The organism is Kribbella antibiotica (assembly GCF_004349055.1).
GTDB classification, from domain to species: Bacteria; Actinomycetota; Actinomycetes; order Propionibacteriales; family Kribbellaceae; genus Kribbella; species Kribbella antibiotica.
Window position 1 is genome coordinate 35,335 of sequence record NZ_SMKX01000043.1, and the last position, 20,615, is coordinate 55,949.

Sequence of the window (20,615 nt, forward strand, 5' to 3'; positions counted from 1 at the left end):
AGAGCGGAGGGCTGGAGCTGGCGGCGCACCGGCTGGGGATGAACAGCGGTGGCTGGGGAGCGCTGCCCCTACCTGAATCGGCGGGCGGTACTCCCGCACCGAGTGGCCGTGGACCGGGGTCGGGCGCGGTGCCCCTTGGGCCGGGGCATCGCCTTGGTCGTCGCGCCGACCGGTTATCCACAGTTCTCGAAGTCGTGCGCGGAATCGGGCTCGGGAGCGCCATCGTCAGGGTCGAGACCGACGATTGATGAGGGGATGTGTGTGATGCCGGGTTATGTGTTTCTCGCGGTGCTCGGGGTGGGCTGCGGCTGTGCACTGATCGGCTGGCTGGCGTGGCTGCGTTTCAACGAGCGGATGTACGACAAGTCGCAGACGCTGGAGGTCTTCGATCACACCTCGCAGGTGGCGCGCTCCTACCTCGAAGCGTTGGTACGGCGTCCGCCGGGCGCGCGGGTGATTGGTGGCTTGCGCCGGGCCGGTCGACGCGAGCAGGAGGTGGCTGGGGAGAAGGTGGAGATCTTCGACTCCGCGGAGGCCAAGACGGTCGGGCCGAGCGTAGGCTTCGGGGACGAGCAGGATGCGATCACGCGCATCGGCTCGGATCCCGCGGACGCGCTGCCGGACAGTGGCCTGGTCCGCGGAGACGAACTGCACATCCGGGGCTGACACCAGGCCCCTGCGCCGAAACGAGGACTGGTCGACGATGACCGAGAACACCACCGCGCCGAAGACTGCTTCGCACGATTCCGAGCCGAGCGCGAAGCTGACCGCGTTCATGAACTCGGGGTGGGCCGACTCCGAGCGACAGGACGTGACGCTGAGCGATGCCGGGGTCTGGGCGGCGAAGCGGCGGGATGCTTTGTCACAGGCGTTTCCGGGCGAGCGGCTGGTGATTCCGGCCGGGACGTACAAGGTCCGGTCCAACGACACCGACTACGTGTTCCGGCCGCACACCGACTATGTGTGGCTGGCTGGTGACCAGACGTCGGACGCCGTGCTGGTGCTGGAGCCGAACGGGACGACCGGCCACGACTCCGTTCTCTACTTCCGGCCGCGCTCGGATCGCAGCCAGGGCTCGGAGTTCTGGCGCGACCGCAGCTACGGAGAGCTCTGGGCGGGTCGCCGGCCGTCGCTGGCCGAGACCGCCGGTGAGTTCGGCATCGAGACGCGTCATCTCGACGAGCTCGGGGACGCGCTCAAGAACGACGTACCGACTCGGGTGCGGCGCGCTGAGGATCAGTCGATCGCGTCTCTGCTGAGCGGTGCACGGACGGATGAGGCCCGCGACAAGGAGCTGGCCGCGACGCTGTCCGAGCTGCGGCTGGTCAAGGACCCGTGGGAGATCGAGCAGATGCGCGAGGCCGTCGCGATCACGCACCGCGGCTTCTCCGACGTGCTCGCCGAGATGGACCGCGTCCGCCAGTACGGCGAGCGCTGGATCGAGGGCACTTTCTGGCGCCGGGCGCGGGCCGAGGGCAACGATGTCGGCTACACGTCGATCGCCGCGGCCGGACCGCACGCCACCACGCTGCACTGGATCGAGAACGACGGCCCGGTCGTCGACGGCACGCTGATGCTGCTCGACATGGGTGTCGAGAACCGGCAGCTCTACACCGCCGACATCACCCGCACCCTGCCGGTGAACGGCGAGTTCACTCCGCGCCAGCGTGATCTCTACCAGCTTGTCCTGGACGCGCAGAACGCCGGCATCGCGGCACTCAAGCCTGGTGCGACCTTCCAGGTCGGCCACAACGCCGCGATGGAGGTCATCGTGCACGGGCTCGACGCGATGGAGCTGCTGCCCGTCTCGGCCGAGGAAGCTCTCGACCCGGACAGCAAGCTGCACCAGCGCTACACCCTGCACGGCACCAGCCACATGCTCGGTCTCGACGTGCACGACTGCGCGTCGGCCCGCGAGGAGCACTACCGCAAGGGCGACCTGCAGACCGGCTACGTCCTGACCGTCGAGCCCGGCCTGTACTTCCAGGCCGACGACCTCACCGTCCCCGAGGACCTGCGCGGGATCGGCATCCGGATCGAGGACGACATCCTGATCACCGACACCGGCGCCGAGAACCTCTCCGACGCCATGCCCCGCACGGTCGAAGGCCTCCAGAACTGGATGTCCTCCTAGCCCGCATTTCGCCGGCCAGTGGCGGCTACCAGGGCAGCGTGCCGTTGCGGTCCTGGTAGGTGCCGGTCGGGCCTTCGGGTCCGACCGTCGCCATCTTCACGATGATTTCGGTGCCTTCTTCGACGGTTTGATGACCGCGGTTGTCGTTGAGGTCGGTAGCGGTGTAGCCGGGTTCGACGACGTTGATCCGCAGGTGGGGCAGAGCCTTGGCGTACTGGACTGTGAGCATGATGACCGCTGCCTTCGAGGAGGCGTAGTCGAGCAGGGTCAGGCTCGACTCCATCCGGGCCGGGTCGGTGACGATCGTGCTGGAGCCGAGCGAGCTGCCGATGTTCACGATGACCGGCGAGGTCGATGCCTCGAGCAACGGCAGGAACGCTTGGGTGACGCGGACGAGCCCGAAGACGTTGACGTCGTACACCGCCTGCAGCCGGTCGGCGGTGAGCTCGGCCGGGGACGGCATCCCACCCTGGACGCCGGCGTTGTTCACCAGTACGTCGAGGTGTCCCTCGATCTCCTGAATGGTCTTGGCGGCGGCTTCGACCGAGGCTTGGTCGGTGACGTCGAGCTGGATGAAGGTGGCGCCGAGCTGGTCGGCGGCAGCCTGGCCGCGCTCGGGATCGCGGGCACCGGCATACACGGTGTGGCCGAGGGCAACGAGTTGGCGGGCGGTTTCGTACCCGAGGCCCTTGTTGGCCCCGGTGATCAGTGTGATGGTCATGGTTCAACCATCAGCCAGGAATGGAACTCCATCCAGACAACGCCAGTACCAGGCTGAGCCGGGAGGAGTCCTCGGAGCCGGGCTCCGTGGTCAGGACCGTGACATACAGCTCGCTGTCGGGCGCGGTGAGGATGTCGCTGTCCAAGGCGATCGTGCCGAGCTCGTCGTGCTCGATGATCTTGCGCACCGTCCGGTGCCGCGGCAGGTCACCGCTGTCCCAAGACCGCGCGAACCGGTCGAAGCGCTCCCGCAACTCCTGACACATTGCCGCCAGGTCGTGCTCTCCCGGATACCGATCCACCGTACGGCGAAGGTCGCAGGCGAGGTCGTGTTCGAACTCGGCCAGCGTCTCCGGCGGAAGGGTGATCCCGGTCAGCAGGCCGTTGAAGTGTCGCCAGGCGAAGTTCCGCGCGCGTCCACTCGCGGCGCGCGCCGGATCGCCGAGAAGCGCCGCCCACAAGGGATTCCAGTACACCGTCTCCCACGAGGACGTGCAGACCGCGATCGGCACGGAGTCGCCCAACCGATCCACGAGCCGCCGCACGCCGGGCGTGATGTGCCGCGGCATCAATCCGCTCTCCGGCGTCGACAACCCAGCCAGCCGATACAGGTGATCGAGCTCGAACGGCGACAACCCCAGCGCTCGCGCCATCGCCGACACGACCTGCGGGGAGGGGTGTCGCGTCCGCCCCTGCTCCAGCCGTACGACGTATTCCGGCGAGACGCCGGCCAGCGTGGCCAGCTCCTCTCGGCGCAGACCGGGAGTCCGCCGCCGGGATGTCCCCGGCAGCCCGACCTCCTCGGGCCGAACCCGCTCGCGCCAGGCGCGCAGGTTTCGCCCGAGCGGCCCGGGGTCGACGGTCACCAGATGCGCACCCGGTCTTCGGGCGCCAGCCACAGGCCGTCGCCCTCGGCGGTGCCGTAGGTGTCGTGGAAGACGTCGATGTTCTTCACCACGGCGTTGCAGCGGAACTCCGGCGGTGAGTGCGGGTCGATTGTCAGGCGTCGCGCGGCCTCCTCGGGACGGGTCTTGGTGGCCCAGGCATGAGCCCAGGCACCGAAGAACCGCTCCGCGCCGGTCTTGCCGTCGATGACCGGCGACTCGGCGCCGTCGAGGGAGAGCTGGTAGGCCGCATAGGCGATCGACAGGCCCCCGAGGTCGCCGATGTTCTCGCCGAGGGTGAGCTTGCCGTTGACGAACTGACCCGGGGTCTCCTCCGGCGAGAGAGCGTCGTACTGCGCGACGAGCTTGTCGGTGCGCTGCTCGAAGGCGGCCCGGTCTTCGTCGGTCCACCAGTCGTTGAGGTTGCCGTTGGCGTCGTACCGCGAGCCCTGGTCGTCGAAGCCGTGGCCGATCTCGTGCCCGATCACGGCGCCGATCGCGCCGTAGTTGACCGCGTCGTCCTCGTCGAGGCCGAAGAACGGCGGCTGCAGGATCCCGGCCGGGAAGACGATCTCGTTCTGCCGGGGGTTGTAGTAGGCGTTCACCGTCTGCGGCGTCATGTGCCACTCGTCGCGGTCCACCGGCGTCCCGAGCTTGGCCAGCTCACGGGCGGTCTCCACCGCGACCGAGCGGCGCAGGTTGCCGAACAGGTCGCCCGGGTCGATCTCGAGGGCGCTGTAGTCCCTCCATTTGTCCGGGTAGCCGATCTTCGGCACGAAGGTGCCCAGCTTGTCGAGCGCGCGGCGGCGGGTCTCCGGACCCATCCAGTCCAGCGCCTCGATCCGGACCCGGTAGGCCTCGACCAGGTTGGCGACGAGCTCGACCATCCGGGACTTGGCTGCCGGCGGGAAGTGCTCGGTCACATAGAGCTGGCCGAGCGCTTCACCGAGGGCCGACTCGACGGTGCCGAGCCCGCGCTTCCAGCGGTCCCGCAGCTCCGGTGCGCCGGTCAGGGCCTTGCCGTAGAAGGTGAAGTTCTCGTCGACGAAGGCCTTGCTCAGCAGGGGTGCGGCCGAGTGCACGACCTGCCAGCCGAGCCACTCCTTCCACCGCGCGATGTCGGTCTCCTGCAGGGCCGCCGCGGCCGCGGTCAGGAACTCCGGCTCGCGCACGACGACCTGCTCGAACGCGCTCTCGGGCATGCCGGCACCGGCGAGCCAGCCGGACCAGTCGAGACCGGAGGTGAGCTTCGCCAGCCCGGCCCGATTGAGCTTGTTGTAGGTCTTGGTGACATCGCGTTCCTTGACCCGGTCCCAGTGGTGTGAGGCCAGCTGTGTCTCCAGCTCCAGGATCCGCTCGGCGGCTCCGGCCGGATCAGGCCGGCCTGCCAGCTCGAGCATCCGGGTGACGTGGGCGACGAACGCCGTCCGCTTCTCGGCGAAGCTGTCATCGCGGTAGTAGGACTCGTCCGGCAGGCTCAGCCCGCCCTGCATCAGGTAGACGATGTGCTGGTCGGACTGCTTCGCGTCCGAGTCGACCCAGACCCGGAAGACGCCCGAGACGCCCTCCAGCTCGAGCTTGCCCAGGACCGCGACCAGCTCGGCGGCGTCGGTGACCGAGTCGGCCAGCGCGAGCTGGTCGGCGATCGGCTCCGCACCCAGCCGCTCGATGGTCTCCTCGTCCATGAAGCTGGTGAACAGATCGGCGATCTTCCGTGGCTCGCTGCCGGCGGGGTGATCGGCGGCGGTGGTCTTCTCCACGATCGCGCGGACATCCTGCTCGGCGGTGTCCCAGAGCGCGTGGAAGGCGCCGTAGATGGCCTTGTCGGCCGGGATCTCGTTGTCGGTCAGCCACCGGTCATTGACGGAGCGGTAAAGGTCGTCCTGCGGCCGGGACGGACCCGAGCTCTCGATGTCTGCTGTCATCCCTGCCCCCAAGTATTCGTGGTGAGTTGCTGACAGTGAACATACCCGTTTGGCACAGCCCGTTCTGAACTTTCCACAGGCCGATCCCGTTGTTCAGACCAGACCCCTGAATCAGGAGGACCCGCCATGTCCAACCTCGTTCGCCGACGGGCACTACTCATCGGCGTACCCGCCTTGCTGCTCGGCCTTTCCGGCGCCCCGGCCGCAACGGCGACTCCCCGGCACGACAGTTTCCCGGCCCGGATCGAGCTCCCAGCCGGCTTCCAGCCCGAAGGCATCGCGATCGCCCGCGGTACGGCGTACTTCGGTTCCCGGGCGACCGGCGACATCTACGCCGCTGACCTGCGCACCGGCACCGGAAAGGTGCTCAGCGCCGGACCCGGCACCGGCTCGCTCGGCATGAAGGTCGACGGCCACGGGCGGCTGTTCGTCGCCGGTGCAGGCGGCGGCAACGGTCGCGTGATCGACACCCGGACCGGCCGTGTGCTCGCGAGCTACACCTTCACGACCAGCACACCGACGTTCGTGAACGACGTCATCCTGAGCAAGGATGCGGCCTGGTTCACCGAGTCCCAGCAACCCGTGCTCTACAAGGTCCCGCTCGGGCACGGCGGCAAGCTGCCCGCCAAGGCAACGACCATTCCCCTCAGCGGCGACTATCAGCACTCCGCTGGCGTCCTGAACGCGAACGGCATTGCCCTCACGCCGGACGGTCGTGGGCTACTCATTGTTCAATCCTCGACCGGATTCCTGTTCCGGGTCGACCCGGAGACCGGTGTCACCCGGAAGGTCGACCTCGGTGGCGCAGTGTTGACCAACGGCGACGGCCTGCTGCTGGACGGCAAGACCTTGTACGTCGTCCAGAACCGGCTGAACAAGATCGCCGTCGTCCGCCTGGATGCGGCCGGGACGTTGGGCGCGGTGCAGCGCGAGATCACCAGCACCGACTTCGACGTACCGACCACTGCGGCGGCCTTTGGGGACCGGCTCTACCTTCCGAACGCGCGGTTCACCACTCCGCCGACCGCGACCACGCCGTACTGGGTGACCGCGGTGCCGGCGAAGGTGAAGCACTCGGCCGACGAGGGGGAGTGCGACCCGATTCGGTTCGGGAGATAGGTCAGGAGATCGTCCGGAGGTCGCCGCGGGCGGCGGCCTTCAGACGGCTCCCGCAGGACAGCCGCACGGAGTAACCGGCCGGGATCGACAGCGGCTCCCCGGTCTGCGGGTTGCGGCCCGTCCGCGGTGCCCGCATGACGCGCTCGATGCTCAACAGACCGGTCAGCGACACCTTGTCGCCCTTGTGCACGGCCTCGGTGACCACGTCTCCGAGCGCGTCGAGGACCCGCTCGGCCTGGTTCCGCGGGATACCCGCCTTCTGCGCCAACCCGGCGACCAACTCGTTGCGGTTCACGGCTCTCCTCACACCACTCGACTGCTTGTAGGTTCGACCGGAACCTTAACCGAAATGATTGTCGTTAGCGAGAAGCAATCCGGATATCGGTCAGAATCCACCGGGTTGGCGCGCTTTCAGAGCCCGTCGCGGTCGTGCCAGTCGTGCTGCCAGCGAGCGTCGATCGCCTCCTCGGCGCGCTGATAGCGGATGTCCGTTGAGAGCCGCGTCACATCCGAGGCGTTGTCCAGGGCCGCGTGGATCGTGTGCGCGGTGTGGATGACCACATCGCCCGCTGAGTAGTCGGTTACCAGCCAGCTGGCGTCGTACTGGTCGGCCAGGGCGGGCAGGTCGGCAGTGATCGAGACGGCGGGCCGTTTCAACGTGCCGGCGGCCTCTTCGGTGAGCACTCGGTGGTGGCTGCGCTCCAGGTAGGTCAGACCGCCCTGGCTGACCGGACAGTCGCCCAGTGGGATCCACGCCGACAGCACCTGGTCGCTACCGCCGCGCAGGTAGACCAGGTCGTAGTGCGCCTGGGTGGCGGTCCCGATGCCGTTCTCGCCCGGAGCGGTCTGCCGGATGATCTTCCGCCGGTGCAGAAACGGCTCCCCGCCCAGAAACCGCTCGAACCAGCCCTTCAGTAGCCCGCAGAACGCGGCGTACTCAGGTCCCGGCACGATCTGCTCGAACAGCACACTCCGGTACGACGCCCTGTCGCTGGCGCCGCCGGTGAGTTCGAAGTAGTACCTGCGGAATTCCAGGACTGCCTGTGGATCCAGCAGCCCGCGGAGCAGCAGGTACCCGTCCTCCTGCAGTCGCCGGCGCAGTACCGGCAGATCGGTCCGCTCCTGCTCCGGTACGGCGACCAGTTCGCCAAGCCGTCGTTCGTCCAGCACATATCCGTTTGATGTCAGCACATCGACAATTCGACACTCGGTGTGAGGCAACCGGAATGGACAGTGCGGAGTACTTCTTGGACTCTTGTGTCATGCCGAACTGGGCTACCTACCTAACTCCTGGGCCTGCTGAGCAACAACTTGGACTTTTCTGTCTGGGTGTTGGTGAGCAGGTCAACCCCCGCGGACCGTCACCAGAGCGCGCACTGGGCTGTCACGCGCTGGTCTGGGTCAAGGAGGGCCGCGGCCACCTGCTCCACGGCCCGGACCGCCAGGTGCACGAGGTGCAGGCACCCGCAATGTTGTGGCTCTACCCCGGCGTTTTGCACGGCTACCGCCCCGCTACGAAGTGGCGGCAGCACTGGGTTCTCTTCGCCGGTACGGCGACCACCGGGCTGGCCGCACTCGGCCACCTGGACCCGAGCCGACCAGTCAGCCGCTACGCCGACCCCAGGCCGGTCGACCGCGCATTCAGCCGGCTGCATCGAGTCGCTTCGGCGCACAACGCCGTACAGACGGCTGGTGCGCTGTACGACCTCCTCGGGGCGGCCGTACCGACGCCAGTGCAGGGGGTGGCTGAGCGGCTCGCTGCGCTGGCATGTGTGGTCGCCTCCGTTCAGGACTATGCCGCTGAGCTTGGACTCACCGTGAAGGAGCTACGCGAGGAAGTGCGGCGCGAGGCTGGCGTGACGCCGCAGGAGCTCGTCCTGCGCACCAGGCTGAGTACGGCGAAGGCTCTGCTAGCCGAGGAGGAGCTGTCTGTCGCAGCGGTCGCGCGCCGGGTGGGCTACGAGGATCCGGCCTACTTCAGCAGGCTGTTCGCGGCGCGGACCGGGGAGTCACCGCGCGCGTTTCGGCGGTCTGGTTCGTTTCCGGGGCCGATTTCCTCCTTCTGAAGGAGGCGGCATCGACTTTCAGACCGTTAGATTCGTTCACTGGAGTGACGTCTCAGCGCTCGCGCACCGATACCGTTCAGGTATGAGTCAACCGCAGCCCATGGACGCACGCTACGCCGGCCGCCGGCCCCCGAAGAAGCGGAAGAACTGGTTTCTGAGGACCGTCGGACTGCTCGTCCTGCTGTTCGTGCTGATGCTTGTCACCGTCCCGCTCTACGCGTGGAGCCGGGTCGACAAGGTCGAAGCCATGCCCACCGGCACCAGGCCGGCCGCCGCGGGCGGTACGACGTACCTGATGGTTGGCTCCGACGGCCGCGAGGAGTTGAGTCGCGCAGAGCGCGCCCGGCTGCATACCGGCAAGGCATCCGGTTCCCGGACCGACTCGATCATGATCATGCACGTGCCGGAGTCCGGTCCGACGGTGCTGGTCAGCATCCCGCGCGACAGCGTGCTGACCGTGCCCGGTTACGGCAAGCAGAAGGTGAACGCGGCCTTCGCCCTCGGTAAGGGCAATCCGGCCTTGCTGATCAAGACTCTGGAGACCAAGACCGGCCTGCGTATCGACCACTACGTCGAGATCGGCTTCAGCGGCTTCGCCTCCGTCATCGACAGCGTTGGCGGGATCAACATGTGCTTGCCGAAGGCGCTGGACGACAAGCAGGCGCACATCAACCTGAAGGCCGGCTGCCAGGACCTGGACGGCGTCACCGCGCTCGGCTACGTGCGCTCTCGGCACGCGGACGGCAAGAACGACTTCGGCCGGGTCGAGCGGCAGCGCCAGATGGTCGGTGCGGTCGGCAAGAAGGCGACCTCGCCGTCGACGTTCCTCAACCCGGTCCGCTACTTCAACGTCGCGACCAAGGGGGTGGATGCGCTCACCGTCGACAAGGAGATGAGCCTGTTCGACTTCATCAAGTTCGCTCGCGGCATGCGGGCCGTCTCCGGCAGTGGCGGCGTCACACTGACGGTGCCGATCGGCGACGACAGTGTGCGCGTCAGCGGCGGGGGTATTGGTGTCGGATGGGACGAAGCGAAGGCCAAGGCGCTGTTCAGCGCGATCAAGTCCGGCAAGACCAGCGGTCTGAAGAGCAGCTGACCTGATGCGGCTCGACGACCTGCCCCAACTGCACTTCACGTACGACGTAGTCGGTTCCACCCGGTTCGACAAGACTCCGCCCGGTTTCCACCGGCTGGAGCACCGGGCCCGGCTCGGCGAGGGGGACGAGGTGTTCCGGCGGGCAGGGGAGGCCTTACTCGGCTGGCGGATGCAACGGCTCGCCGGAGTGCCGTTCACCGCGGATGGTCCGGCAGAGCCCGGAGTGAACGCGCTCGGGCGGCTCGGGCCGGGCATGGTGATCGGCCGGCTGCGGACCGCCGTACCGATCGGTCTGCTGGGGCTGGCGATTCCGTGTCGCGTGGTGTGGACCGTGGATGAGCCAGACCGGATCGGCTTCGCTTACGGGACGCTGCAGGGACACCCGGAGTCCGGTGAGGAGTCCTTCATTGTTACGCGGGAGTCCGACGGCATCTACTTCACAGTGACCGCCTACAGCCGTGCGGCGGCCTGGTACGCCCGCCTGGGCGGACCGGCCACACGCACGGTGCAGGGGCTGGCTGCTAGGAGATACGCCAACGCTCTCCGACGGCTGGCGACTTCTTCTCGCTAGGTGCCTTCAGCGCGGCCGGTGTGGGCACCGGCAGCGCGTGGCCCGGTACGGAGATGTCGCGCGGCGGGAGCTCGCCGGTGAGCAGGTACTTCGTGCCGATGGCGTTCGCCGCGGTGTTCATCGTCGCCTGTGTGCTGGCGAAGACGCCGTGTGCGCCGGCATCCCGTTCGGTGACCAGTACCGAGCCCCGCAACACCTTGTGCAGCTTCACAGCGCCGGCGTATGGCGTGGCCGGGTCGCCGACGCTGTTGAACATGAGGATGCCGGGCAGCCCTCGACCGGAGATCTTGATCGGTGCGTGGTTCGGCACCGGCCAGTTGCGGCAGACGCTGCCGGTGATCCACATGTTGTCCCAGGCGAACTGGGAGACCTTCGCGAGCCGGGCCGAGTCTCGCTCGTAGGTGGCCTTGCTGTGCGACCACTTCGAGTCGACACAGATCACCGCGCTGAAGATGGCGTTGAAACGCTCGGTCCCAGCGCTGGTGCTCGGGGCCGCGAACTCGACCAGTGCAGTGTCGTCACCGTCGTTCACATAGGTGCTGAGGATCTGTGCGAAATCGATCCAGATCTCTTCGGTGACCAGCACACCGAAGAGGGCGCCGAGGAGTTCGTGGGCGCCGACGGAGCCATGTGGCTTGCGGAAGTCGGCCAGCGTCTTGTTCCAGTTGGCGCGTACCGCGCGCGTTGTGCTGCCCAGGTGGAAGACTGCGTCGTACTCAGCCATCCAGGCGAGGTAGGTGTCGAGCCGTTTCTGGCCGGCAACGCTCTGGTCCTTGGCGAGCTGGTAAAAGAGGTCCGGCGGGGTGGGGTCGACGTTGGCGTCCAGGATCATCCGGCCGACGCGGTGCGGGAAGAACTCGGTGTACACGGCGCCGAGATAGGTGCCGTACGAGCCGCCGAGGTAGTTGAGCTTCGGCTCGCCCAGTGCGGCCCGGACGCGATCCATGTCCCGAGCGGCGTTGTCGGTGCCAAGGTGCGGCAGCATGGCGCCGACGTTGGCGCCGCAGCCGTCCGCGTAGCCGTCCCACAGCTTCCACATCGCGTCGCGAGTGGCAGGGGCGTCCGGATCCGGTTGCGGGACCGGGAAGTAGTCCGGGGCCGCGCAACTGATGGCCCCGCTGTGCCGGACTCCCCGCGGGTCGACGCCGATCAGGTCGTACGCATCGAGGACGGCGGAATCCAGCGCCGTGAAGCCGCTCTCGTCCGGGGTGGCGTAGTAGCCGGCCGTGATCACGCCGCTGCCACCCGGGCCGCCAGGGTTAACGAAGAGAGCACCCTGGCGCTTCGCCGGGTTGTTGGCGGCGTGCTTGCTGACCAGCAATGAGGTAGTTGGGCCGGACGGCTGCCGGTAGTCGACAGGCACCTGCAACGTGGCGCAGGTCAGCGTTGGGTAGGGCTGAGCGATGTCGTCCGGGCAGGCGCCGAACACGAGCTGACTCGGCGCTGGCGTCCCGGCCGCTGCAGGGACTGACGGACTGATAAGGGCCAGAGTGGCCACGGCGACGACAGGAAGGCGAAGACGCATGTGCGGTACCCCCAGATGTGAATGCGTACCGACACACCTTGCCCGGCGCCGGGGGACGCTCGCCGAGGCTGTCCGGTTCATGTCAGCGGCAACCATTCCATCTCCGTCGAAGAACGAACTCTTTGGCGGCGGCGGGTGTCTCAATCGGTGCGCGGCCAGGGAGGAAGCGCAGAGGGGAACCACAGAAATGAAGCGGTACGGGGTTGTGGCGGGCGCGCTGACCGGAGTTGCGGCACTGGCTGGGGCGGGGGTGCTGTTCCTGGGGGGAGCGGTGCAGAGCAATGCGGCTGAGCAGAACACCGCGGCGGCGCAGGCTGCGCCGATCACCTTTGCGATGCGGAACTTCGAGAAGATGAGCAACGGCAAGTACATCTCGCACTCGAAGCTGCCGAAGACGTGGAAAGAGTCCTCGATCGGCAAGCACGAGACGAAGTTCGATGACGCGGCGAACGGCCGGATGATCCGGTTCAACACCTGGCTCGGACCGGCCAGCACGAAGTCACAGATGGACAAGAAGATCGCGTCGCTGAAGGGCACGCCGGGGCTGAAGATCGTGGCCAAGGCGACCGTCAAGGGCACCTCGACCGTCGGGCAGGGCCCGGTCACGGTCAGCACCGTGGTCTACACCTACACGAGCGGCAAGACCACCCGCTGGGTCGCCTCGCGGTACGCCGAGCTCAAGGGCGGCCAGGGCGGCAACGTCGAGATCACCGTCGGCGGTGCGCCCAGCCAGAGCAAGGTTCTGAGCAACGTCCTCGAGACCGCCACGCAGACGCTCAGCCTGACGCCGAACGCCTGATCAGAGCAGTTCGCGGAGCGCGGTGACGGGGTCGGGGGCGTCGCGCAAACGCACACCACGGGGGAGAATCGTCACCGAACCATCGCTCCGGCGGGCGGCGATCCTCGCCTGCTCGTAGATCAGTTCGAGCTCGAAAATGACCGCGTTGTAGGCCTTCAAGGCGAGCTGGTCGTTCCAGCGTGGTTTGCCGAATTCCTGGGTCAACCATTTCATGATCTGCTGCCGGGTGAACGAATCGCCGAGCTGGCTCCAGGTGACTATCGCCACGAAGGACTTGGCCGCCATCTCTACCGGGTCTGCCGCGAGCAGTCGCTCGACCTCGCCGCTCACAGGCTGCTCGCCTGGACGGCCAGGTCGCGGAGGGACTCGTAGCGGGGGCGCAGGGCGGCTACGCGGTCTACATCGTCGGCGGCGGGAGTGAGGTGCTCGCCGCCGGGTAGGGGGGACAGGCCGAGAGCTACTGCGGCTGCGCCGCGGGCGCCGACCTCGGGCTCGGCGCAGACGTCGGTGGGGCGGGCGAAGGTGGCGGTGAGACAGCGCCGCCACCAGGCGGAGGCGTCGATACCGCCGCCTCCGAGGACGACGGACAGCTCGTGTCCGAACAGCTCGTCCAGCATGCGCAGTCCGCGATCCACCTCCAACGACACACCCTGCAGGGATGCAGCAAGCAGCGTCTCGGCGGTGTCGTCGAATGACAGCCCGAAGTAGACACCGGAACCGCCAGGGACCGTTGCAGGCGGTCGAGTGCCTGCCTGGAACGGTACGGCGATCACACCGGGCGCACCGATCTCCACAGTGGTCGGCTCGTCGTGTTCGAGTCGCAGCACGTTCGTGAGCCAGGCATGCATGTTTCCGGCGGCAGAGAACGCCATACCGGTCACTGCGCGCTTGTCGTCGACCCGATACCGCCAGAGGTTCCACGGGAGCTCGGGTGCGTTGTCGATCGGGTGCACGACCCGCACCGCGGCCGACGTACCGACTGTTACTGCTGCGGTGGTCTCGTCGTAGGCGCCGGTGCCGACATTGGACGCAGCGCCGTCACCAGTCGGCGGATGCACCGGTACGCCGACCAGTCCGGGCCAGCGTCGTGCGTATTCGGCCGAGAGCTGACCCGTCCACCCGGTCGGGACGATCGGGGGCAGGCGGTCGGCCTTCACACCCGCGATCTGCAGGGCCTCTTCGTCGTACTGGCCGGTGGCCAGGTCGAGTGTGCCGGTGCCGGAGGCGACCGAGACCGACGTGACGCGCTCACCGATCAGTCGCTCGATCACCAGATCGGGGAGACCGGCGAAGCTGACAGGGCTCGTTTCGCTCAGCAGCCAAGGGATGCGGCGCGTCCAGTAGAGCCTGTGCAGCCAGCTGCCAGTGCGCGCGTGGAACGCCTGCTCGTCGAACGACGACCCCAGATCGAGGTCGATCGAGCGAGTGTCCGCCCAGGTGACCACTGGCGTCAGCGCGGCGCCCTGAGCGTCCAGAGCGACGACCGAATGCCACTGTGTCGACAGGACGATCGCCTCAATGCCTTCGAGGTGTCCGCCTTGCTCCAGCTCGTCCAGACAGCTCAGCAGACCCTCGACGTACTCGTGCACGTCCAGAACCGCAGACCCGTCATGCCCGTACGTCGGACTGATCTTGTGGCGCGCCAGTGCGCCGGGGACCGGGGATGCGTCCGCAGCGTCGAGGACGAGCGCCCGGCTGGACGACGTACCGAGGTCGAGCGCGAGGAGCCGGCCGTCAGTCCTCGTCATGGAGGGCCTTGAGGAAGTTCGCGGCCCACAGGTTCACGTCGTGCGCGGCCAGGTGTTTGCGCATCGCCTTCATCCGGCGGCCGAGCTGACGGTCGTCGGTGTTCATGGCGTCGACGATGGTGTCCTTCATCCCGTTGATGTCGTGCGGGTTCACCAGGAACGCCTGCCGGAACTCATCGGCCGCACCGGCGAACTCACTGAGCACCAGCGACCCAGTGTCGTCGTACCGGGTTGCGACGTACTCCTTGGCGACCAGGTTCATGCCGTCGCGCAGTGGGGTCACCACTGCGACGTCTGCGGCCCGGAACAGCGCAGCCATCTCGGTCCGCGAGTAGGACGTGTGCAGGTAGTTGATGGCCGGCGTACCGATGCGGCCGTGCTCACCGTTGATCCGGCCGACCAGCAGCTCGATCTCGTCGCGCAGCACGCGGTACTGCTCCACGCGCTCACGGGACGGCGTTGCTACCTGCACGAAGACCGCTTCGTCGACAGAGATGCGCTTCTCGTCCAGAAGCTCGCCGAACGCGCGCAGGCGCTGGCGGATGCCCTTGGTGTAGTCGAGCCGGTCGACGCCGAGCAGGATGTGGGCCGGGTTGCCGACCTCGTCGCGGATCTCCTGCGCACGCTTCTCGGTCTCCGGCTTGCGGGCCAGCTCCTCCAGCTCACCGACGTCGATCGAGATCGGGAACGCCTTGGCGCGGACGACGCGGTCGTCCGGCAGGTGGATGCGGTCGCCGCGGGTCCGCAGGCCCATCCGGTTCCGGGCGAGCCGGGCGAAGTTGGAGGCGGCGCCTGGGCGCTGGAAACCGACCAGGTCGGCTCCCATCAGCCCGTCGAGGATCTGCCGGCGCCAGGGCATCTGGGCGAACAGCTCGGTGGGCGGGAACGGGATGTGCAGGAAGAACCCGATCCGGACGTCCGGACGGAGACGACGCAGCATCGCCGGCACCAGTTGCAGCTGGTAGTCGTGCACCCAGACGTCAGCGCCCTCATCGGCCGCCTCTGCCGCGGCCTCAGCGAACCGCCGGTTCACTGCGACGTAGGACTCCCACCACTCGCGGTGGAACTCCGGTGCGACGATCACGTCGTGGTAGAGCGGCCAGAGCGTCGCGTTGGAGAAGCCCTCGTAGTAGAGCTCCACATCCTCGGCGGTGAGCATCACCGGGACCAGGTGCATCCCGTCGTTGTCGAACGGGTCCACCTTCTCGTCGGCGCTACCGGTCCAGCCGATCCAGGCGCCTTCGTGGGCCTGCATCACCGGGTGCAGGGCGGTCACCAGACCGCCTGGGCTGCGGCGCCACGCCGTACTGCCGTCGGGCATCTCGATTCGGTCGACAGGCAGCCGGTTGGCCACCACTACGAAGGAACTTCGTCCGTCGGGCATGTTTTGCTCATCCAGTCAGGTCGTCGTCGTCACCGGGGTAGCGGACCCCGATCTGGCTCCGCGTTTCGTCGAGCAGTTCGAGGATCTCGAGCGTCCCGGTATGCGGCAGCGAGGGCACTTCGATCTGCCCTTCGCGCAGCGCATGCATCACGGCGGCGGCTTCGTAGTGGTACCCAAGCCCATGCGCCGGTACGTCGATCCGCTCCGCCCCAGTGGCTGTGTGACGGACGTAGTACTCAGGGTGGTGGAACCGGTTCGGCAACTGCAGGCTGCCCTCCGGACCGCTCACCGAGGCCACCCACGGGTTCTGCGACCGCAGCCCGCAGGTGAGCGCCGCCACCGCACCGGAGTCGTAGCGCCACGCCATGGCGACGTTCAGGTCGATGTTGTCCTCGTTGAGGGACGCCACCGCCTTCAGCTCGGCCGGTCGCCCCAGCGCCATGTAGGCGAACGTCATCGGGTAGATGCCGCCGTCCATCAGCGAGCCACCGCCCAGGGCCGGGTCCAGCAGCCGGGCAGGGAGCGAGGGCTTGTAGAAGGCGAAGTCTGCGACGACCTGCTGCGGCTCACCGATCACTCCGGTCGCCAGGTCGGCGAAGAGCGCCTGGATGACCGGGTTGGTGCGCATCCACATCGCTTCGGCGAACAGCGTCTTGTGTTCGGCCGCAACGGCGATCAGATCGCGCGCCTGCGGAGCTGTCAGCGTCACTGGCTTCTCACACAGCACTGCGACACCGGCCTGCAACGCAGTGCGGGCGATGGCGTAGTGCTGCGGATGTGGAGTGCCGATGTAGATCACGTCGACGGTGCCGGACTCGATCAGCCGGCGGTAGTCGTCGTACGCATGCTCGATGCCGTGCTCGGCAGCGAACCGGTCGGCGCTGTCCTGGGACCGCGAGGCAACAGCGGTCGCGACCGCGTCGTCCAGCAGCTTCAGGTCACGCGTGAACGACGTGGAGATGTTGCCAGTAGCAACGATTCCCCATCTGACACGATCTACACCCACTGTGTGAACTCCGGTGTCGGGAACGGACCTTCTGCTGTGATTCTCGCGGTTTCGAAGGCGTGAGCCAAGCGAATGAGCGTGGCGTCACTCCCACCGGTACCGCTGAACGTGAGGCCGACGGGCAGGCCAGTGACCAGCCCGGAGGGCACCGAGAGCAGCGGATAACCGGCCAGGGCCGCATGGGACGACGAGCCGCCCAGCACATTGTCGCCGTTCACCAGGTCGATGCTCCAGGCCGGCGAGTACGACGGGCTGACCAGTGCGTCGAGTTGGTTGTCGCGAAGCAGGTCGTCGATGCCGTCACGGCCCCCGGCCAGTGCGCTGACCCGTGCGGCCATGTACGTCGGCGAGTCCAGCCCTTCGGTGGCTGCGGAGCGCTCGAATAGCTCCTGGCCGAACCACTGCAGTTCCACATCCGCGTGGTCGCGGTTGAACGATATGAGGTCGTCCAGCGTCTTAGGCCCGCCCGGAGCGCGCGTGGCGAGGTACGCCGCCATGTCGCCCTTCATCTCGTGAGAGAGGACGTGGAGTTGGTCCTGGTCGCCACCGGGGCTCGGAAGCGACAGGTGGTCGACCAGAGTGGCTCCGCAGCGGCTCAGGATCTCCAGAGCCCGCTCGGTGACCTCGTCCAGGCCGGGTGAGTAGCCCCAGAGCGGACCGCGCGGTACGCCGATGCGGACGCCGGTGAGATCAGCGCCGCGACAGTGCTCGGTGTAGTCGGTCCCACCGCCGGTGAGCACGGTGAGGAGGGCTGCGGACTGCAGAACCGTTTTGGTCATCGGACCGGCGGTGTCCTGCGAGTGGGAGATCGGAACGATGCCCTGCTGTGGGATGAGACCCACTGTGGGTTTCATCCCGACAACGCCGTTCAGAGCGGCCGGACAGACGATTGAACCGTTGGTTTCGGTGCCGATGGCGAAGTCGGTGAGCCCGGCGGCCACTGCGGCTCCAGAGCCGCTGGAGGAACCACCAGGGGACCGGTTCAACGCATATGGGTTCCGGGTGAGACCGCCGTACGCGCTCCAGCCGGAGGAGGAGTGTGAGCCGCGGAAGTTTGCCCACTCGCTCAGGTTGGCCTTGCCGAGGATCACACAGCCGGCTGCCCGCAGCCGCTGGACCAGAGGCGCGTCCTGTGGCGGCGGTGGCTGCCCGGCCAGCGCCAGTGAACCGGCGGTGGTCGCCAGCCCGGCAGTGTCGATGTTGTCCTTGATCAGGACCGGTACGCCGTGCAGTGGCCCGCGGACGCGACCTTGGTCACGCTCCGTGTCGAGTCGGGCGGCATCGGTGAGAGCAGCGGGGCTGGGCGTGCAGATGGCGTTGACCAGCGGGTCCACCGCACGGCTCCTGGCCTGCAGCTCTTCCACTAGCGCTTGGCTGGAAAGAGTTGAGCTCACCCTCTGATCCTGCCAGAGTTGCCCCTGCCCGGCCGCCCACGTACGACACGCTCCGTGTCGTTGGACCGGTGAATGACATTGCTGTTGTTCGGACCGTAGAGTGGACGGCGGACGGACGATCACCGACCGCACAGGAGTCAGCAGCAGATGGACAGCGCCAACGCCAGCTCTTCCGAGCCCGCCGAAGCCGCGATGCCAGTGGTTGCGGGGCTCTCCGAGCGTGACGGTCAGATCCTTGCTTTCGAGCGGCACTGGTGGAAATACGCCGGGGCCAAGGAGCAGGCGATCCGGGACCAGTTCCAGATGTCCGCAACCCGGTACTACCAGGTGCTGAACGCGCTGATCGACAAGTCCGAGGCGCTTGCGCACGACCCGCTGCTGGTGAAGCGGCTGCGCCGTCTGCGCGCTGCCCGCCAACGCGCCCGCTCCGCACGTCGACTGGGTATCGAGGTCTGACGATGTCTCGCCCCAAGGGCGACAAGGGCCAGGTGCTCTCGTCCCTGGTCGCTGTTGTTGCCGTCGTCGCCGTCGTCGGTGGCCTGCTCGTCCTGTTCGGGACGCGCGGGCAGGAGAGCAGCGCGGACCAGCCGAAGACCAGTGACACGCCGAAGCCGTCGGCCAAGCCGTCCGGTGGTCCCTCGACGGTCGGTGCGAGTGTGCCGCCGCGGAAGCCGACCACAGCTCCTCCCAGCACGACTCCTCCCAGCAAGGCTCCGACAACGGTGCCCAGCACTGAGCCCAGTGAGCCTGCCACACAGCCTCCGGCGACGCAGCCGACGGCCATTCCGACCGCTGGGCGACCGGCTGCCGAGGTGTACAACAACACCCCGCGCAAGGGCCTGGCTGACCAGGTGGCCGAGCGGGCACGGCAGGCCGGCTGGACGGTGTCCGGTGTGGACAACTGGCACGGCAAGGTCGTCGAGAGCACGGTCTACTACCCGCCGCGGATGGTGCAGCAGGCCAATCAGCTGGCCCGTGACCTGGGCGTCGCGCGGACCAAGCCGGCGCTGGACAACATGAAGATGGATCGCCTGACCGTGATCCTGACCTCGGACTACACCGGATGAGTACGCCGGTCATCCAGACCGACCTCGGGCACGCCGGCTGGCAGGCGATCGTCGCCGATCCGGCCAGCGCGGTGATCGCCACCGACTTCGACGGCGTCCTGTCACCGCTGGTCGAGGACCCGGCCCGCGCCCGGCCCGTCGACGGTGCACTCGACGCATTGGCCCGGCTGGCCCGCTCCGTCCGTCAGGTGGCCATCGTGACCGGCCGACCGGCACTGGTCGCCACGGAGCTGACCGGCGTCACGGGACACCCCGGGCTCGGCGGACTCGTCGTACTGGGTCACTACGGCCTGGAGCAGTGGGAAGCGTCCACCGGCAAGATCACCAGCGACCCGGTCCCGGCCGGCGTCGCAGTGGCGCGTGAGCGGCTCCCTGAGCTCCTGAGCATCGCAGGCGTGCCAGATGCCTTCGTGGAGGACAAAGAGAGCTCGCTGGCCGTCCACACGCGTCGCCTGAGCGATCCGGCCGGCGCCTTCGACCGCCTCCGTACGCCGCTCACCGAGCTGGCCGACGAGACCCAGCTCCGCCTGGAGCCGGGCAACCTGGTCCTGGAACTCCGCCCGCCCGGTATCGACAAGGGCGTGGCTCTCCGCCGGCTACTCGAGTCGACCGGCGCCCAGTCGATCCTCTACGCCGGTGACGACCTAGGTGACCTGGCGGCGTTCCGTGCTGTCGAAGAAGGGCGCAGGACCGGTTTGAACGCCGTACTGCTCGCCACTCGCTCCTCTGGCGCCACCGAGCTGATCGAAGCAGCCGACATCGTCGTCGACGACCCCAGCGGAGTCGTCACCGTCCTCACGGCGCTTTCGGACGCGATCGCAGCGCGCTGAACGCCTGCGTCACCGTCCTGTTGATCGGCTGCACCGGCCGCTCCGCGTAACCGCCGTCCTGCAGACTCGCCAGCCGCTCGAACGGGTTCCGCGACGCCGGACACCCGGTCAGCAGCCACGAGGCGACGACACCGACGACGTACAAGGGCAACATCGGCAACCCCAGCAGGCAGAAGTACTGCCACGAGTGCCGCTCCTCGTGCTTCACCAGCAGCTCACTGTCGAAATAACTCACGTCGTGCTTGCTCAGCACCACGTTCCCGATCGTGAACGCCCCCGCTACCGGGAACCCCAGCCGATACCCGTTGGCAAAGAACAACCCCCGCGGCCCCCGCGTGACCTTCGCC

22 protein-coding genes are annotated in these 20,615 nt (G+C 67.7%); 10 read left to right on the plus strand and 12 right to left on the minus strand.

All coding sequences use genetic code 11. The features are described from left to right. Positions 1 to 264 precede the first annotated feature (264 nt). Both E1263_RS17185 and E1263_RS17190 read left to right on the plus strand, forming a co-directional pair. Positions 265 to 666, plus strand: a complete 402-nt coding sequence (locus E1263_RS17185; protein WP_132168493.1) for a hypothetical protein — start codon at positions 265 to 267, stop codon at positions 664 to 666. A 37-nt stretch (positions 667 to 703) separates the two neighbouring features. Then, positions 704 to 2,134 carry an aminopeptidase P family protein gene (locus tag E1263_RS17190; protein WP_132168495.1) on the plus strand — a complete coding sequence of 477 codons (1,431 nt, stop codon included), beginning with the start codon at positions 704 to 706 and terminating at the stop codon, positions 2,132 to 2,134. 25 nt (positions 2,135 to 2,159) lie between these two features. Here the strand turns inward: E1263_RS17190 and E1263_RS17195 are convergent, their stop codons facing one another. From E1263_RS17195 to E1263_RS17205, 3 genes are read right to left on the minus strand one after another with little or no spacing between them, the layout of a single operon-like run. Then, the gene (locus tag E1263_RS17195) at positions 2,160 to 2,855 is read right to left on the minus strand and encodes an SDR family NAD(P)-dependent oxidoreductase (RefSeq protein WP_132168497.1); all 696 of its coding nucleotides are present in this window, start codon (positions 2,853 to 2,855) and stop codon (positions 2,160 to 2,162) included. A gap of 10 nt (positions 2,856 to 2,865) precedes the next feature. Continuing rightward, positions 2,866 to 3,720, minus strand: a complete 855-nt coding sequence (locus E1263_RS17200) for a helix-turn-helix domain-containing protein (protein ID WP_132168499.1) — start codon at positions 3,718 to 3,720, stop codon at positions 2,866 to 2,868. Continuing rightward, positions 3,717 to 5,663 carry a M13 family metallopeptidase gene (locus E1263_RS17205; protein ID WP_132168501.1) on the minus strand — a complete coding sequence of 649 codons (1,947 nt, stop codon included), beginning with the start codon at positions 5,661 to 5,663 and terminating at the stop codon, positions 3,717 to 3,719. The genes E1263_RS17200 and E1263_RS17205 overlap by 4 nt, the downstream gene beginning before the upstream one ends. Before the next feature lie 126 nt (positions 5,664 to 5,789). On the opposite strand from E1263_RS17205, the gene E1263_RS17210 reads away from it, so the two are divergent. Further along, on the plus strand, positions 5,790 to 6,782 hold the full coding sequence (locus tag E1263_RS17210) for an SMP-30/gluconolactonase/LRE family protein (protein ID WP_238161297.1): 993 nt from the start codon (positions 5,790 to 5,792) through the stop codon (positions 6,780 to 6,782). A 1-nt stretch (position 6,783) separates the two neighbouring features. Here the strand turns inward: E1263_RS17210 and E1263_RS17215 are convergent, their stop codons facing one another. Together E1263_RS17215 and E1263_RS17220 are read right to left on the minus strand one after the other, a co-directional pair. Next, the gene (locus E1263_RS17215; RefSeq protein ID WP_132168503.1) at positions 6,784 to 7,077 is read right to left on the minus strand and encodes an HU family DNA-binding protein; all 294 of its coding nucleotides are present in this window, start codon (positions 7,075 to 7,077) and stop codon (positions 6,784 to 6,786) included. Positions 7,078 to 7,193: 116 nt separating this feature from the next. Further along, positions 7,194 to 7,973, minus strand: coding sequence for a phytanoyl-CoA dioxygenase family protein (locus tag E1263_RS17220; protein WP_132168505.1), 780 nt, complete (start codon positions 7,971 to 7,973; stop codon positions 7,194 to 7,196). A 71-nt stretch (positions 7,974 to 8,044) separates the two neighbouring features. Here E1263_RS17220 and E1263_RS43695 point away from each other — a divergent pair, with 71 nt between their 5' ends. From E1263_RS43695 to E1263_RS17235, 3 genes are all read left to right on the plus strand, one after another. Continuing rightward, positions 8,045 to 8,848 carry a helix-turn-helix domain-containing protein gene (locus tag E1263_RS43695; protein WP_165956642.1) on the plus strand — a complete coding sequence of 268 codons (804 nt, stop codon included), beginning with the start codon at positions 8,045 to 8,047 and terminating at the stop codon, positions 8,846 to 8,848. A gap of 82 nt (positions 8,849 to 8,930) precedes the next feature. Next, the gene (locus E1263_RS17230; protein WP_132168509.1) at positions 8,931 to 9,944 is read left to right on the plus strand and encodes an LCP family protein; all 1,014 of its coding nucleotides are present in this window, start codon (positions 8,931 to 8,933) and stop codon (positions 9,942 to 9,944) included. A 4-nt stretch (positions 9,945 to 9,948) separates the two neighbouring features. After that, positions 9,949 to 10,515 carry a DUF1990 family protein gene (locus E1263_RS17235; protein WP_132168511.1) on the plus strand — a complete coding sequence of 189 codons (567 nt, stop codon included), beginning with the start codon at positions 9,949 to 9,951 and terminating at the stop codon, positions 10,513 to 10,515. Here E1263_RS17235 and E1263_RS17240 read toward each other — a convergent pair. Next, positions 10,466 to 12,040, minus strand: a complete 1,575-nt coding sequence (locus E1263_RS17240; protein ID WP_165956643.1) for an alpha/beta hydrolase — start codon at positions 12,038 to 12,040, stop codon at positions 10,466 to 10,468. The two genes, E1263_RS17235 and E1263_RS17240, sit on opposite strands and share 50 nt — an antisense overlap. 187 nt (positions 12,041 to 12,227) lie before the next feature. Between E1263_RS17240 and E1263_RS17245 the strand changes: the two genes are divergently transcribed. Beyond that, a complete protein-coding gene (locus E1263_RS17245; RefSeq protein ID WP_165956644.1) occupies positions 12,228 to 12,839 on the plus strand; it encodes a hypothetical protein in 612 nt (203 codons plus the stop codon). On the opposite strand, the gene E1263_RS17250 is transcribed toward E1263_RS17245, so the two are convergent. From E1263_RS17250 to E1263_RS17270, 5 genes are read right to left on the minus strand one after another with little or no spacing between them, the layout of a single operon-like run. After that, positions 12,840 to 13,169, minus strand: a complete 330-nt coding sequence (locus E1263_RS17250) for a hypothetical protein (RefSeq protein ID WP_132168517.1) — start codon at positions 13,167 to 13,169, stop codon at positions 12,840 to 12,842. After that, positions 13,166 to 14,587 (minus strand): FGGY family carbohydrate kinase, encoded by a 1,422-nt coding sequence (locus tag E1263_RS17255; protein ID WP_132168519.1) that lies wholly within the window; start codon positions 14,585 to 14,587, stop codon positions 13,166 to 13,168. Before E1263_RS17255 ends, E1263_RS17250 begins: the two co-directional genes overlap by 4 nt. Further along, positions 14,574 to 15,971 carry an alpha,alpha-trehalose-phosphate synthase (UDP-forming) gene (locus E1263_RS17260; protein ID WP_132168521.1) on the minus strand — a complete coding sequence of 466 codons (1,398 nt, stop codon included), beginning with the start codon at positions 15,969 to 15,971 and terminating at the stop codon, positions 14,574 to 14,576. The genes E1263_RS17255 and E1263_RS17260 overlap by 14 nt, the downstream gene beginning before the upstream one ends. A gap of 7 nt (positions 15,972 to 15,978) precedes the next feature. Beyond that, positions 15,979 to 16,977 (minus strand): Gfo/Idh/MocA family protein, encoded by a 999-nt coding sequence (locus E1263_RS17265; RefSeq protein WP_132168523.1) that lies wholly within the window; start codon positions 16,975 to 16,977, stop codon positions 15,979 to 15,981. Further along, the gene (locus tag E1263_RS17270; RefSeq protein WP_238161298.1) at positions 16,968 to 18,371 is read right to left on the minus strand and encodes an amidase; all 1,404 of its coding nucleotides are present in this window, start codon (positions 18,369 to 18,371) and stop codon (positions 16,968 to 16,970) included. The genes E1263_RS17265 and E1263_RS17270 overlap by 10 nt, the downstream gene beginning before the upstream one ends. Positions 18,372 to 18,518: 147 nt before the next feature. Between E1263_RS17270 and E1263_RS17275 the strand changes: the two genes are divergently transcribed. The 3 genes from E1263_RS17275 to otsB are packed head-to-tail and all read left to right on the plus strand — an operon-like array spanning position 18,519 to position 20,268. After that, positions 18,519 to 18,827 (plus strand): DUF3263 domain-containing protein, encoded by a 309-nt coding sequence (locus tag E1263_RS17275; protein ID WP_132168525.1) that lies wholly within the window; start codon positions 18,519 to 18,521, stop codon positions 18,825 to 18,827. A gap of 2 nt (positions 18,828 to 18,829) precedes the next feature. Continuing rightward, complete coding sequence (locus E1263_RS17280; RefSeq protein ID WP_132168527.1) at positions 18,830 to 19,438, plus strand: LytR C-terminal domain-containing protein; 609 nt, start codon at positions 18,830 to 18,832, stop codon at positions 19,436 to 19,438. After that, the gene (gene otsB, locus E1263_RS17285) at positions 19,435 to 20,268 is read left to right on the plus strand and encodes a trehalose-phosphatase (RefSeq protein WP_132168529.1); all 834 of its coding nucleotides are present in this window, start codon (positions 19,435 to 19,437) and stop codon (positions 20,266 to 20,268) included. The genes E1263_RS17280 and otsB overlap by 4 nt, the downstream gene beginning before the upstream one ends. Here otsB and E1263_RS17290 read toward each other — a convergent pair. Further along, a partial coding sequence (locus tag E1263_RS17290; RefSeq protein ID WP_132168531.1) for a hypothetical protein occupies positions 20,234 to 20,615 on the minus strand: 382 nt, incomplete at its 5' end. The genes otsB and E1263_RS17290 overlap by 35 nt on opposite strands.